The following is a 14,669-nucleotide window of genomic DNA, read 5'->3' as shown; positions in this document are numbered from 1 at the left end:
CTAATCTTAGGGCTTTTTTATAAGAATTTTATACATTTTATTATTTCCACTAACTCTTTAAATTGTATATACATAATATAAAATTTTCATGTTGTTATATTTTTTGATGGCCTCTTATCTTTCCTTAAAAGGCTTTTTTTCAAATAACGCTTTTATTTAATTTATATTTAAAAAGTTCCTTTTCATAAAGACTTCCCTTATATGCTATACTCATTCTTAAATAATTGTATAAGGAATGTTAAAAATGGATGATAGATCGTCAAGACAATGGAAATTGCGACAAAAGTTAAGAGCACTGAAAACCAAAAACAACAATGACACAAACCCTTTGTTTAGTGAATGCCTTGAATCCCTAGGAAACGAAACTCTCATTTTCTCCCAAGAAAAAAGCCAACAGATTGCTACTATTTTTATGAATTCATTTCCTATAACTGTCTCGGGAAGAATAGATTGGGAACAGATAGATAACCAATTCATAGCTTCGAACAAAGAACAAATAATTTCCCTTATTAGAGCAAACCAACTAGATTTTGACGAACAGATTTTTATAATATGGGATAACTATGAAATCCCTGTAGTAAGTACAAATCTTGATAAAGTATTCCAATCACTAGTTGACGTTGATGCAGTCAGTTTTTATTACTGGCTATTAGACAAAGAATATAGATTCGTAATTGAAATAAATGATGAAGAATTGATTAGGGTTGGGTTTCGCTAATACTCTAAGCATATTTCCTCATTCTACTGATCTGCAAAATTTAAATTGTATTATTTATCAAAGACTTAAAATATACGAATGTCACGTAAACCGATTGGTGTTAATCATGTTTATGTTTATAATTACGTTGATTTGGATAACTTGCATTTATAAAATGTAAATGTTTTACAAATTCAAGTTAAACAAACATTGTTATATCAAGGTTTGTTTGACCTAACATGTTATATTCTTGATATAACGCCCTTAAATCGTTGCTCTATATTTTCAGATTGCTGTAAATCTATCCGTATATCACTTTTTCCTGCCCCCATATAAAGAGCGATATTTGAGGTGAATACTTTTGTAACAAATCGTGAAAGAATATATCCACATATACATCCGCCAGCTGAAATAACAACATATTTTGTTACATATAGTTTTTGAATATCTTTACTTGTAATGCCGATAGCTTTCATAACACTAATTTCCCGATAGTATTCTTCCATCAGTTAATGAATTAAGTGTTTTAAAAAGAGGATAAGTAATAGAGGGACCTTTTTGAGGTAAGTTCGATGACTGGTATAAATCTTCAAATTCATTTATCTAATTTACATCTGTTAACTGAAATTCAATAAGATATTCTCTTTTCCCAAATTTCGTTTTAATCTTTCTAAGTCTTCATTGCTTATTACAAATCGCTTTGAACTAACGATTGATGGATTCATTTGAACATCACGAACACATGCTGATATTGTAAATTCTTGTTCCATATTATTTTTTATAATCCATATTTCATCTCCAATATGCAAATTGTATTTTTGCATAAAATAAATCGGTACACCTATTTCCCTTTTACTAATCTGTATCACTTTATTATTTAAATCTAATAAAAAATCAAAATTAGCGTTTTGTTTCACGGAACTGATATCTATTACACTATTATGTTCGCCTTATTTTTATTTTGTATAAAAATGTTATACCCGTTTACTTGTACTTGGATCATCTCTGCCGTTTGCTACTTTTTTACAAAAGGAGTTTTTTCTACAAATGAATCTATTGACTTTTGATTTATTTCTCCGGCATGCATCTGTACAACGTGCGGTGCGCTTGATACTTTAAACAATCGATCATAGATTTATAACGTTACTTGAAGCACTAGCCATTAAAAACTTGATAACTTGATAAACATAAATAAAATAATAATTATCATTTTATTTTTAGAGAAATCTCTTTTTAACATTCTCCTAATCATATGAAGCTAGTTCCCTTCATTTCTTAATATTTTCTTCGTCAATATAGCTATTATTATCATTATGAAACTAATAGCAAATATAGGTAAATAAATTTTCGCACTGAATCCTTCAAACATAAAACCATATACGACTTGCCCAATTGGTGCCATACATTGAGATACCGCTGTTATAATTGCCATTACTTTTCCTAGATTTTCATTTGGTGTTTTCTTTTGGACTACAGTAATCACATAGATGGATACAATTGTCATAATCATTGCGATTAGAAGAGAAGAAAGTATAAAGAGGATAAATGGTGGATAGTATCCTAAATTAAGAGTAAACGGTGTAACTGATAGTGCCCCTGGTATTACTAATAAAGCTATGATAAGCATCCAATTATATAATGTTTTCATCTGTAACTTTTTAGCAAAGAAACCGATTGACAATGCACCTAATATAGTTGCAAAATCAATTAATCCCATTCCAATTCCATACATCGTATCGCTACTCTGCATAGTTACTCGTAATATAATAGGTCCTCCAACAACAAATAACGGTGTCAAAATTAAGTTTAGTAAAGCTGCAAGTAACATAGCCTTCAAAATAAAAGGTTGCTTTAAAACATAAAGAAAACCTTCTTTCATATCTTTTACAATTATCGGTACGATATGGCCTTCCTGTATTCTTTTTATAAATGGTATTGTAATAAACATTTCTAAAATTGCAGATAAAAAGAAAGCGAGACAACTTATTATTACGAGCATTTTCAAACCAATTATGCCGTATAATATTCCTCCTAGTACAGGTGCAACTATATTAGATAATGCTTGCACACCATTTACGATACCGTTTGCTTGTTCTAACTTTTTCTCTGGAACTAATTGAGGAATACTCGCCATTACAACTGGTGCGTACATTGCACTAACGACTGCTAGTAAAAACATAATTGTTCCAATCATTAAAATAGATACCGATTCAGTTAATAACAAAACTATAAAACTTAATACAATAGCAGCGTTTATAAAATCAAAAATGACCATTACATTACGGCGGTTGAAACGATCTGCTATTGCTCCGCCAAGAGGTGCTAGCAGAAACGGAATACTCGTTACCGCATATAACCCTGCGAATATATCTGCACGCCCTGTTATATCTAGCACATATAGTGAGAGAGCAAAACGTAATAGTGTTGAACCTAAAATAGTAATAATTTGACCACTTACCATTAAGTGAAAATCTTTCAAGGAAGATTGAATACTTGCTGGCATCCTCGTCACATCCTTCATTTAACCTAGACCGACTGTCGGTCGATAATACTCAAACAGAAAATCACTATTTCTGTTTAATTAAAACTTCCATCATATAATCAAAAGATCCCTCTTTCGCTCCGACAGATGCTTCCATCATTTTGATATAAGCTTTAGCTCTGTTTATCATTTCTTCAGGTTTCCACTGGAATAAACTATCATCAAATATGACTTGCGCTGAGGAAATTAACAGTTCAATCGTTTCTTGTGGGTATGAGGTACAAAATATGCCTTCTTCTATTCCTTGCTCTAAAACTTCCGTTAATACAGGAGATAAATGTATAATGGACTGCACTAAACTTTTCTGATGCATTTCTGCATTATTTGGTTGATGGAATTGTTCAATCATTTTTTCTTTTACATCTCCCGATTTTGGTGATTGTTCCATTAAAATTTTAAATAACTTATCTAAAACGGGGATATCGGGATTGGAGACAATCCTTTTCGCCTTAGTGACATCCTCTTTAATAATCCTCATAATGATTTCATCCATTACTTCCTCCTTCGACTTAAAATAATGATAAAACGTCCCCTTTGCTATACCTATTTCTTTTAAAATGTCATTTACGGTTGTTTTCGTATAACCTTTCGTAAGAAACAAACGCTCAGCTGTTTCTAAAATTTCCTTTCTACGCTCCTCATACTCCTTTACAATTCGCATTCAAGTTCTCCTTCCCACCTGACCGACTGTCGGTCTATTAAAATTATATGTTTAGTTTGCAAAAAGTTTCCTATTATTGTATATACAACATCCTACTTTCTATTTCCTTTATAAATTTTTATTTTTTAACGTACGCTCAATTTGTTTAAAACGTATCTCATGTTTTTTATCGTCATCTTTCATTTTAGGAAAAGAACGATGCCCTCCGCTTGATCCTATTTTTCTCGATTCTTCATCCAGACGCACAACACTTTGTAGTTTTTCAGCTCCTTCACCACAAGTCAGCGCATCTCCTTTACATCGATGACTTCAAAAAATGACAATTGATTCATACGACACGGTTTCCCTCCGTTCGATCTATGTTCTTATCAATGGAGTATTTTGTTGAGTTCCAATATGTAATATTGCATATTTTGTACTTTTAATTTTTGCACATGCGATAATTTATTTATAAAAATATAAATTATTAATAAGGGTGATTTATATGAGCAAGTTCCGAAAGAAAATGATTAAATATTTGCAAACATTTTGGGGATGCTTAGCATTTGGTGTATTAATGTTTGCTATCTTCTTAATTACGGATTTAACAGATGCATCTTTAAATACATTAGGCTGGAGAGACTGGCTAGGTTCTATAGCAGGCGCAACCATTTTATCTGTTGGAATGTTTACTTTAAATAAATTGAATTTAAAATAAATATTCGGTCAATACTGTATGTAGGCTGTATGCCAACATTCATTTAAAGTAGTCTTCTCTGTATCTCCTTGTATTGAGCAGTTAGCTTTTGCTAGCCGCTCTTTTATTTTGTTCCGGTTCTTGCCTCTTAAAGAACTCTTTATCTACTTTCCCCCAATAAGTACACATATCTATTCCCCATTGCTACAAGATGAAATCTTTATTTTGTTTTACGCGTCGCTTCTTCAATCAGCCAAGATACAATATTAAAATCATTAGCTTCACCCTTTAAAGATGTTCCGTTCCAAAAGCATTCTTTCATCACTTCAAGTAATTCTTCAACAGCTTCAATTCATCTCATATTCATTTTCTCTTTCTCCCAAATAACTATTTTGTTTTACTAATTAGCCGATTAATTTCACAAACACCTTTATCAAACATTCCACGTTTCTTCACCCCGTGAATATTTTTCAAATAAAAATACATACTATTTTCAAGCCGCCGTGTCCACGGCTAATACCTCTTTCTTTTGTTACAGCAAAAGCAGGTAGGTTCTTCACTTATCTGCTTTCTCTGTATATTTTTTAAGAAATCGAAAATAATACCAACAAGCTGTTTGAACTAGCAGCTTCACTCTTCTCGCAATGGGGATGCAAATTATCACAATTAGCTAACTCATTGAACTCACTGGCAGACAACCAAAATCGTTGTCTGCTTTTTGTATGAGATTTTTCGTTTTACATATACTACTTTTGAACCTGCAGACCAATACGAGCCATTTTTGTGCTTGGGATTTCCCTTCCGGGGATAAGTATTTTTTACTTATCCCTTTTTTGTATAGACACGTATATTTAGGGTAAAACTAATTACAAGCAGATTTTCTGTTTATGCGTAGTTCTAAACAAGATTACTTTTTCTCCTATTAAAGGACGGCAGGTACGACTGCTAGTCCTTTTTTCTTATTTCGCATATTATCACTACATTACCTTCATCGTCATAAGCAATTTCCTCATAAGGATGGCAGTGTTGCTTCTCGAGTTCCTCATCGATCAAAACTAACAAATTAGTTTTCCAGTTTCCAACGATCGTACACCAATACGAGTTTAATCCTTCATAAACTTCTCTTGTTCTATTTCGATAATTGCGGAATGTGTAATGAAAATACTCGCTCGCTTCAATAACTTTTTTTAACCAAAGTGTTCTGCTGAATGATAGTAATACCCTCGCTCTAATGGTTTTGGACTATAAAATTTCCTTTATAAATTTCAAATACGGTGAATGAAATTTTTGTTTTTTTCTTGCCATCATCCTTGTTGTATACAAACAAAAAAAGAGCCACAATATTTTGCGACTCTTTTACAATTATAACTATCTAACGGCCACGTCTTTGCTGACCTTGCTTTGTACTACCTTTTTTATTACTTGGCTTATTAAATGATCGGTTATTTTCATTTCTAGAACTATTTCTTGAATCACTTCTCGAGCTATTTCTCGAATCACGTCTTGATTCACTTCTTGAACCTTCGCGGCTATCTCTTTGACGATTTTGACCTGATTTCTTCGGAGCCGGCTTTGGTACCGGTTTTCCATTTTCATCTACACGTTTTATCTTCGGTTGTTCGATTATTTCTCTTTGTATTGGTGCACCAAGCGTTTTTTCAATTTCTTCTAAATGTTTTTCATCTTTCGCTGCAACGAACGTAATTGCAAGACCTGATCCACCTGCACGTCCTGTTCGGCCAATGCGGTGAATATAACTTTCTACATCTTCAGGGATATCAAAGTTAAATACGTGCGTTACACCATCTACATCAAGTCCACGAGCTGCTACATCCGTTGCGATTAAGTACTGAATTTTAGCTTCGCGGAAACTCTTCATAACTCTTTCACGTTTCGCTTGAGGTATATCACCATGAAGTTCAGCACAATTATAACCTAATCCTTTTAAATTATCATAAAGCTTACTCGCTCTAACCTTTGTACGACAGAAAATAACAGCTAAAAATGGCTGATCACGATCCATAACAAAACGAAGTGCATCTGGCTTTGCACGGTCTGTCGTCTCAATGACACGCTGCTCAATTGTATCAACCGTTACTTCTTCACTTTGTACTTGAATCATTTGCGGTTCATCCATATAACGCTTCGCCAATTTTTTAATATCTTTTGGCATCGTTGCTGAGAATAACATCGTTTGTTTACTACCTGGTGTCTCATCTAAAATATCTTCAATATCATATAAGAAACCAAAATAAAGCATTTGATCCGCTTCATCTAATACAATTGTTGAAAGATTACTTAAATCAATTGTTTCACGGCGTATATGATCTAATAATCGTCCCGGTGTTGCTACAACAATATGTGTATTACCTTTTAATTTTCTCAACTGTTGCGCAACATCTTGTCCACCATATATCGCTAGTACATTAATATCTTCTCTTTGAACAAGCATTTTTTTAATTTCAGTTGTAATTTGCAGGGCTAATTCCCTTGTTGGCGCAACGATTAAAGCCTGGACATCACTACACTCTGGATCAATTTTTTCTAAAATCGGTAACACGAATGCTAACGTTTTACCCGTTCCTGTTTTCGCCTGCCCAATAATATCTTTACCTGACAGAATAACTGGAATTGCCTTCTCTTGAATTGGTGTTGCTTCTGTAATTCCATTTTCACGTAATGTATGATTAAAAGTTTCACTAATTCCTAATTCTAAAAAGTTTTTCAAATAGACCACTTCTTTTCCTTATTTTTCACATTAGCTTTCATTGTACCATTTGTTTCGCCAAATATGAAAAATAAAAAAATTCTTATCTTCTTTTTTTATATTCATCCTGTACTAGATGAACAAATTCTTTTTGCTTTTTCTCAGATTTTATTAATGCTTCCATTACTACAATGAAGATATTAATGGGATTTTTAAAATCACTGTTTCACCAGTTCAAAACAAATTAGGCTTCTATGTACCTAGTGGAGCTAAGTTCTACAGCTTAAAAAATAATATAAAAGCATTATATAATCCTCATTTTGATTCAGCATATGAGCTTATCTTTCAGCAGAATGGTTTTCAATATACAATTGCAATTGGTAACAAACGCTATATACAAGGTAAATATAACGTAAAGGATTTAATTCAAATTGCAGAATCTATGAATTAAAAAACCAATCTTTTCTATATCAAAAAGATTGGTTTTTTATTATTTTATACAGTAAGTTTTCCTCCATGATAGCAATAATACTGTGCTGCTTTAAGACTTTTAATCCTATTTAAAGACTGTTCCGCCCTTTCTATATCTAAACAAAAATTCGGATTAGCTATAACTAATTCTCGATTCTCTTGAACCGCTGCATCTCCTGTAATTACACAGTCTAAATTCGGAAAATATAATGAAATATGCCCCGAGGTATGTCCTGGCGTTGCCACTACTTGACATTCATTATTCAAAATCATTTGACCATCATGTACTTTTTCATCGACGGAAATATCTTTTATATTTTTTAACTGTTGTATAAACCATTTGCCAAATTCTTTTTCTTCATTTGGCATACGTTCTAACATTTCTTCAGCTTGAACTAACCTCTCTGATTTTATATCACCATTAATATAGTTAGATTCAATTTCACTAGCAATAACATTAATATTTGGATATTTCACTTTAAAATCATATACAGCCCCTATATGATCGTCATCATAATGGGTAATAATTATATTCTTTAAGTTTTTCATCTCATATCCATGTTTTAATATTGCATTTTCAATTAAAGGTAAAAAACTTGGATATCCTGTATCAACTAACGTTAATTCATTATGTAATATAATTAAACTTGGATAAATACATTGTTTTTGCCCGTTAAATTCGAATTCAATTGGTAGTTCTATTATTTTCATTTTTCTTCCCCCATACCGCTTATAAAATGCATAATAATAACTAAATCACCCACATACATCTTACAATATATATAATATGTAACGGAACACTGTGAATCGTTTCATAATCCAAATTATATTATTTTGAACAGGTATTCCCCTATTTTTATGGAAATATATAATTAAGAAAAACAATAAAATTGATTAATCTCTCACTTCTTTGTCCATCCTTTTAAAAAATCTATGTTTTTGTAAAAGGAGTGTTTATATGGAGAAACAGACACTTTGGAAAAAGTTCAAAAAAAGCTCTGTAAACCTCGGTAAATCCAGCGTATATGAAAGTATTATTTTATTCTACACAATGAAAAAGAAAGAATTACCTACTAAAGCAAAATTCATAATATTAGCCGCTTTATCTTATTACGTATTAACAATCGATTTCATTCCAGATATAGCTGCTATTATTGGGATTGGCTTATTAGATGATGTTTTAGCAATCGCTGTAGCGCATAAATACGTTATGAGACACGCAGATGCTGAAATTCGAGAGAAGAGCAAAGTAAAGATGGAGTCATTATTTACTTCAGCACAAGCATAATTAAACTATCTAGTCATTTACCATGAGAGCATTGCAGAATAAATTCCTAAACAGTAAAAGAATTTCTCTTAGTCCTCAAACCGTAAACAAATAGGGTGTCAGCACTTGTTCCTAAGTTCTGGCACCCTTTTATTTGTTCTTATTTCTATCTGTTATACAGTTGCATGTGTCCCCTTATACAAAACTGCTATTGCCGCGACTATAAGGATCACACCCATAAAAGCAGGTGCAGCATGACCAAGCGATACATAGATTTGCCCTCCAATAATTGGACCAATCATTCTTGCTAAAGCTTGAATAGATTGGCTTCCACCTTGAATCCTTCCTTGTTCACTAGAACTAACAGACTTTGAAAGCATCCCGTTGAATGAAGGTCCGAAAATTGAATCCCCAAAACCATACATCAGCATCCCAACGATAAGTAGTGGATAGAGTGAAAACAAAGCTGATGCCGCAATAAAACTGTATCCTATAATCTCCGAAACCATCCCAAGAATTGCTATTTGTTTATCACTAAGCTTGATCAAAAGCTTTGGCATGATAAAACTTTGTGAAACAATGTCTTGAAAGCCCAAAATTGAAAACATAAGTCCGATTAATGCAGGTTTCCAACTGAAAGTATCCATTGTAAATTGCGTGAAAATTGCTTGTAAAGATCCGTTAGGTATCCAAAGTAAAAACGCTGAAACAAGTAACCACTTTAAATTTTTCATGGAAAGTATGTTTGCTAGCTGTGCAAAAGGATTTAACCTTACAAAAGTAATCTCTTTCGACCTATTATTTTTTTCAAGGCTCTCAGGCATATATTTGATCCCATATACAACATTTATTAACGTTATGATTGCACCAAAATATATAGGTACAGTATCACCAAACTTGGCAAGTATCCCCCCAATGGTTGGGCCAATGATAGTTCCCGCACCTACAACTGCACTCACCCATCCAAAATATTTCGTTCTCTGTTCTTTTGGAATGATGTCTGCAAAATATGCGAAGATAGTACTTATGCTCCCGCCTGTTATTCCTTCTATTATGCGTCCAGCAAATAGTACCCATAAAGCTCCTCCTATTCCAAAAACTAAGTACCCAATTGCAGAACCAAATAAGCATATTAAAAGTAATGGACGACGGCCATACTTATCGCTTAAAGCCCCGAGTACTGGGGCAGCTAAAAACACGCAAGCCGCATATACGGAAGTTAGTAGTGTAACAACTAATGCTTGTTCTTCCGGATTACTTATATATGGCTGTACTAAGAATGGCACTACAGGCATGATGATACTGAAACCTATACCACAAAGAAATACAGAAATAAGTCCGAATAGTAAAGCATGTTTATCTATGTTTTTTTCAGTTTTCCTTTCATTTTGTGATCTAAATATAGACATTTAACTTCTCTCCTTAAAATACTTTGTTGCTTCGTCAACAAAATGATAACTCTGTTTTGTTGATTAGTCAACAAAAAACATGATAAAAAAGCAGCCTATTCTCATTAGAGTAAGGCTGCCATTTCATTATTAAAATGTATTACGATTTAATATGTATACCTTGTTTCTTTATTTCTGCATCCAAATGTCTACTATACTTTTCCACGAAACGAATTATACTGTCGAATTCTTCTTCAGTTACTTGCTCAAATACAGCTTTATCCCGCTCTTGAAACTCTTTGTGCAGATTTTCATGGATTTTATAAATTTCTTTCCCTTGTTCGGTAAGCCTAAAATAAATTTCTTTCTTATTTTCTGACTTTTGGTAGCTTTCAACAAGACCTTTTTGTATGAGCTTCTTAGTCATTCTACTTATAGCACCGCGAGTCACATAAAAAGCCTCTGCGAGTTGTGTCACGTTAGAATCTGCATTGTTTTCAATATATTCAATGCAGTGAACTTCAGAAGACTTAAAACCTTTAAGACCTTCTTCCATCTTATCTTTATTAAGCCAAACCAGCTTATTATATAATTCCCTGAAACCGTTCATGACCTGTTCTTCTTTATTCATGACCTGCCCTCCTCACCGCTCATTAGCACATTAAAACTATTATATTAAATTTCTGCTTATGTTTCGACAATTTTGAAATAATTATTGTAACATTCAAGATATATGTAAAAATTGGCGCTTAAATAAAACAATTCATTAAACAGCAAATTTATTGCTACTTACAGTAAACGGTAGACAAAAAGTAAGAGCTAAGATCATTTCTCTTAGCTCTTCTTTTATAAAACTATTTCACTTCATTAGCGACAAAAAAGTGCTCACATACACTTGATATGCGCTGTAAGTCCACGTTCCCACCGGATATAACAGCTACTACTTTTTTCCCTTTTATATAACTATTAACTTTTCCTGCAAGAAGTGCAGCAGTTGCTAATGCACCTGCACCTTCTACAACAGCTTTCCCACGTTGTAATAAATCTTTCATCGCTACTTCCAGTTCTTTTTCTGATACAGTTACAATATCATCTACTAATTCTTTTACAATTTCAAATGTTAATTCCCCTGGTATTTTAACAGCGCAACCATCTGCAATAGTAGGCGCCTCATAATGTTCTACAATTGCTCCTTTATCGTAAGATGCCTTCATTCCATGAACATTATCTGCTTGGACACCAATTATATTAATCGATGGATTAAAAGATTTTAATGCTACAGAAATACCAGAAATAATTCCGCCTCCACCTATTGGTACAATAACAGTATCTACATCCCACATATCATCAAGAATATCTAATCCAATTGTACCTTGACCAGCCATTACCTCTACATCATCATATGGATGTAAGTATGTCTCACCTGTTTCCCTTATAATTTCTTCACATTTTGCCTTTGCATCATCAAAGGTTTCACCATGTAAAATCACTTCAGATCCATATCCTCTAGTTGCTTCAACTTTCGCCTGCGGTGCAGAAATTGGCATAACAATTTTACTCTTAATACCGAGTAAATGAGCAGATAATGCAACTCCTTGTGCATGATTACCTGCTGAACATGCAATTACACCTTTTTCTTTTTCTTGATCCGTGAGCCGCGACATTTTATTAAATGCGCCACGGAATTTAAAAGAACCCGTTAATTGCATATTTTCTAATTTCAAATGAATTTCTCCGCCCGTTTTACTAGTCAAGTAAAAAGATTTTACTAATGGCGTTTTACGAGCATTTCTATCTAGAATCTTGTGAGCTTTTTTAATATCGTCTATATGTAATGGTAGTTTTCTAGTTATCATACTTACACCTCTTCCAATGTTCTATTCCTAAGTTTTCGTAAGTCGTAGCTCCTTTATACGAAAAGAAAAAGTCTCTATATATGTACCCCACTCTGAAATAAACACATTTGCAAACAATTTAACATCCTCTTCATATCACGTTCTTTATAATGATTCAGGCATGCAATTTGGATCCAGTTATTCTTTTGTAAATACGCTGATTCATAATGGACAATATATCCTTGTAAAGCTAACGCATCACCTACCGTTTTAGAAGACTGACCTTCGCTTAATTGAATTGTAAATATAATTTTCGCGGCATGTTCTTTAGGTGAAACAAGCTTTAACCCCATATCAGTAATAACTTCTTCAATATACTCGTATGTCTCTTTAATTTTTACAAATACCTTTTCATCTTCAAATCTCTTCAACGCTTCTTGCAATGCATAAATTAAATTCCATGATTGTGAGTATGGAATGCTTTCATTTTCTTCATACATACCAATGTCCATATAGGCCGGCACAGCCTCGTTTATTTTTACAATGTGGTTATGAAAAACGAAAGAAATTCCTGTATATGATTTAATCGCTTTACCGCTAACACCACTTGCAAAATACACATCCTTTAAGTCTAATGGTATTGCGCCAATTGAGCTTATGCAATCTACACATAGTTTTATTTGATTCTCATTACAAAGAGTGTTTAGCTCGTTTAAATCGTTTAACATTCCAGTAGATGTTTCATGATGAACAAACCAAAGCCATTCATAATTTCCAGTTGTCATGATTTCTTCTAATTCGGTATAAATAAATGGATCTCCCATTTCCTTTTTATAAGTATCAAAATGTAACTGTGCTCGTTTTGCATGTCCAACTAATCTATTACCAAATTCCCCATTTGTTAATACTAGTCCTTTCCCTTTTAAAGAACGTAACTGTAAAGCGATCGCATCATTTGCTAACGTCCCTGTTCCTAACATAAGCTGTACATGTTTTGCTTTTGTCATGTAAAGTAACCGTTTTTTCACATTGTCCATCATCACTTGAAATGACTTAGAGCGATGCGAAATAGGCCGCGTAGAAAATGCCTTTCGAACGTTCTCTTCAATATCTACTGGACCAGGTAAAAACGTATATTCTTTCGTCATAATCCCCCCAACGCTCGATTCTTCAAACATAGCAGGGGTAACATACATTGGCTGAAAGGCCGCTTCTTCTGTACCAACTAACGTATGGAAAACTTTGAATCCCATTTGCTCATATAAAGCTAGTTCACGTGTTGTTGCAGAAATGAGTGCTAATTTATATCCATTTAGAAGCAAATAACGATGTAGAAAACGGATTAATCCTAACAACGCTCTTCCATTCCTATATTCACGTTCTACTGAAAGTAAACGAATTTCATACACTTTTTCTCCATGCTCTTGCAAATAAACATCTAAATTTGAAATTTTATAATCTAACGAGAATGGTCGTTTTCCCCGCACCGCGACCATACCTACTAATCTATCCTCATCTAAACAAATTAAATATGTATTTTCTTCATGAAACCGATCTATACGAAACCGGTCTTTCGTTTCTTCATGTTGCGGAATCTCTTCTACAAAAGTTTTATAATTTAATTTATGTATACTTTCAAATTCCCAATCTTGATCAGCAACTTTATAAATTAACCCCATGCCTTATCTCCTTTATCTATTTAATAAAAAATGATAAGTGGAGATTATCCCCACTTATTAAACATTTATTTTATTCTCGATTTACATATAGAATAAGTACAATAATCATTCCACTTAAAATAGTCGTAACAATAGAATAAGAATAAAAAATCATACAAATTGGTAAACAAGCAATCGTAATTAGTCCTGGCTTCGTAAATCCTTTAAATATTAAATAAAATACAATAAAAATGCCTATGAGGGTAAGCGCTATCAAATAATCAAATGCGATTAATCCTCCAATAAATGTTGAAATACCTTTACCGCCCTTACCTTTAAATAAAACTGGGTAAATATGTCCAATAATAACGGCCAATAATGTTAACATTACGAATGTAGGATCTTCAAAAAGATATTTTGCAACAGTAACAACGATTGCCCCTTTAATCGCATCACCTAAAAATGTAGCGATGAAATACCCTTTTCCATATACGCGCCCCATATTTCTTGCACCAGGATTTCCGCTTCCTTCACCCCTAATATCAACGTTATGTCTCAATTTTGTTACTATATAAGCGGTCAAGATGTTTCCAATTAAATAAGAAGCCATCAAATATAAAAACTGCATACTATTAATCATGTAATCATTCACTTTCTACATGGGATTACATATACAATATTCAATTACTACGTATATTGTACGTTTTAACATACATCCCTTTATACATTTTAACATCATATTTTTACAAATCATACAAAAATTCTCA

Annotated in this window: 13 protein-coding genes and 2 pseudogenes; 4 read left to right on the top strand and 11 right to left on the bottom strand. The window is 33.0% G+C overall.

Annotated features, from left to right (window positions below):
- The first annotated feature begins 244 nt into the window (after window positions 1-244).
- Window positions 245-718 (top strand): CDI toxin immunity protein, encoded by a 474-nt coding sequence (locus tag ATL10_RS06170; protein WP_142669939.1) that lies wholly within the window; start codon window positions 245-247, stop codon window positions 716-718.
- A gap of 287 nt (window positions 719-1,005) precedes the next feature.
- Here the strand turns inward: ATL10_RS06170 and ATL10_RS31755 are convergent.
- The 4 genes and pseudogenes from ATL10_RS31755 to ATL10_RS31125 form a co-directional block, all read right to left on the bottom strand.
- Window positions 1,006-1,949 (bottom strand): annotated as a pseudogene (locus ATL10_RS31755) (ABC transporter permease); the annotation flags it as partial.
- 6 nt (window positions 1,950-1,955) lie between these two features.
- Complete coding sequence (locus ATL10_RS06150) at window positions 1,956-3,200, bottom strand: MFS transporter (protein WP_142669938.1); 1,245 nt, start codon at window positions 3,198-3,200, stop codon at window positions 1,956-1,958.
- Window positions 3,201-3,264: 64 nt separating this feature from the next.
- A complete protein-coding gene (locus ATL10_RS06145; protein WP_048558446.1) occupies window positions 3,265-3,900 on the bottom strand; it encodes a TetR/AcrR family transcriptional regulator in 636 nt (211 codons plus the stop codon).
- Window positions 3,901-4,008: 108 nt separating this feature from the next.
- Window positions 4,009-4,146 carry a hypothetical protein gene (locus ATL10_RS31125; protein ID WP_002041130.1) on the bottom strand — a complete coding sequence of 46 codons (138 nt, stop codon included), beginning with the start codon at window positions 4,144-4,146 and terminating at the stop codon, window positions 4,009-4,011.
- Window positions 4,147-4,384: 238 nt separating this feature from the next.
- Here ATL10_RS31125 and ATL10_RS06140 point away from each other — a divergent pair, with 238 nt between their 5' ends.
- Complete coding sequence (locus ATL10_RS06140) at window positions 4,385-4,597, top strand: hypothetical protein (protein ID WP_098251385.1); 213 nt, start codon at window positions 4,385-4,387, stop codon at window positions 4,595-4,597.
- Window positions 4,598-5,948: 1,351 nt separating this feature from the next.
- Here the strand turns inward: ATL10_RS06140 and ATL10_RS06135 are convergent.
- On the bottom strand, window positions 5,949-7,313 hold the full coding sequence (locus ATL10_RS06135) for a DEAD/DEAH box helicase (protein WP_002182751.1): 1,365 nt from the start codon (window positions 7,311-7,313) through the stop codon (window positions 5,949-5,951).
- Between the two features lie 154 nt (window positions 7,314-7,467).
- On the opposite strand from ATL10_RS06135, the pseudogene ATL10_RS31750 reads away from it, so the two are divergent.
- Window positions 7,468-7,734, top strand: a pseudogene (locus ATL10_RS31750) (hypothetical protein); the annotation flags it as partial.
- 44 nt (window positions 7,735-7,778) lie between these two features.
- Here the strand turns inward: ATL10_RS31750 and ATL10_RS06125 are convergent.
- A complete protein-coding gene (locus tag ATL10_RS06125; protein WP_098014486.1) occupies window positions 7,779-8,465 on the bottom strand; it encodes an MBL fold metallo-hydrolase in 687 nt (228 codons plus the stop codon).
- Window positions 8,466-8,712: 247 nt separating this feature from the next.
- On the opposite strand from ATL10_RS06125, the gene ATL10_RS06120 reads away from it, so the two are divergent.
- Window positions 8,713-9,042 carry a YkvA family protein gene (locus tag ATL10_RS06120; RefSeq protein ID WP_000415089.1) on the top strand — a complete coding sequence of 110 codons (330 nt, stop codon included), beginning with the start codon at window positions 8,713-8,715 and terminating at the stop codon, window positions 9,040-9,042.
- Window positions 9,043-9,194: 152 nt separating this feature from the next.
- Here ATL10_RS06120 and ATL10_RS06115 read toward each other — a convergent pair whose 3' ends face one another.
- The 5 genes from ATL10_RS06115 to plsY form a co-directional block, all read right to left on the bottom strand.
- A complete protein-coding gene (locus ATL10_RS06115; protein WP_110496580.1) occupies window positions 9,195-10,430 on the bottom strand; it encodes an MFS transporter in 1,236 nt (411 codons plus the stop codon).
- Window positions 10,431-10,569: 139 nt separating this feature from the next.
- The gene (locus ATL10_RS06110) at window positions 10,570-11,040 is read right to left on the bottom strand and encodes a MarR family transcriptional regulator (protein ID WP_110496578.1); all 471 of its coding nucleotides are present in this window, start codon (window positions 11,038-11,040) and stop codon (window positions 10,570-10,572) included.
- Between the two features lie 223 nt (window positions 11,041-11,263).
- A complete protein-coding gene (gene tdcB, locus ATL10_RS06105; RefSeq protein WP_098211219.1) occupies window positions 11,264-12,265 on the bottom strand; it encodes a bifunctional threonine ammonia-lyase/L-serine ammonia-lyase TdcB in 1,002 nt (333 codons plus the stop codon).
- A 74-nt stretch (window positions 12,266-12,339) separates the two neighbouring features.
- A complete protein-coding gene (locus ATL10_RS06100) occupies window positions 12,340-13,923 on the bottom strand; it encodes an aminotransferase class V-fold PLP-dependent enzyme (protein WP_097846633.1) in 1,584 nt (527 codons plus the stop codon).
- 70 nt (window positions 13,924-13,993) lie between these two features.
- Window positions 13,994-14,542, bottom strand: coding sequence for a glycerol-3-phosphate 1-O-acyltransferase PlsY (gene plsY / locus ATL10_RS06095; protein WP_000610838.1), 549 nt, complete (start codon window positions 14,540-14,542; stop codon window positions 13,994-13,996).
- Window positions 14,543-14,669: the final 127 nt, after the last annotated feature.

The sequence above is a fragment of the Bacillus sp. 196mf genome (assembly GCF_003217275.1).
Lineage (GTDB): Bacteria > Bacillota > Bacilli > Bacillales > Bacillaceae_G > Bacillus_A > Bacillus_A thuringiensis_S.
Note: the sequence above shows the minus strand (reverse complement) of the source record. Positions and strands in the feature narration are given on the sequence as shown.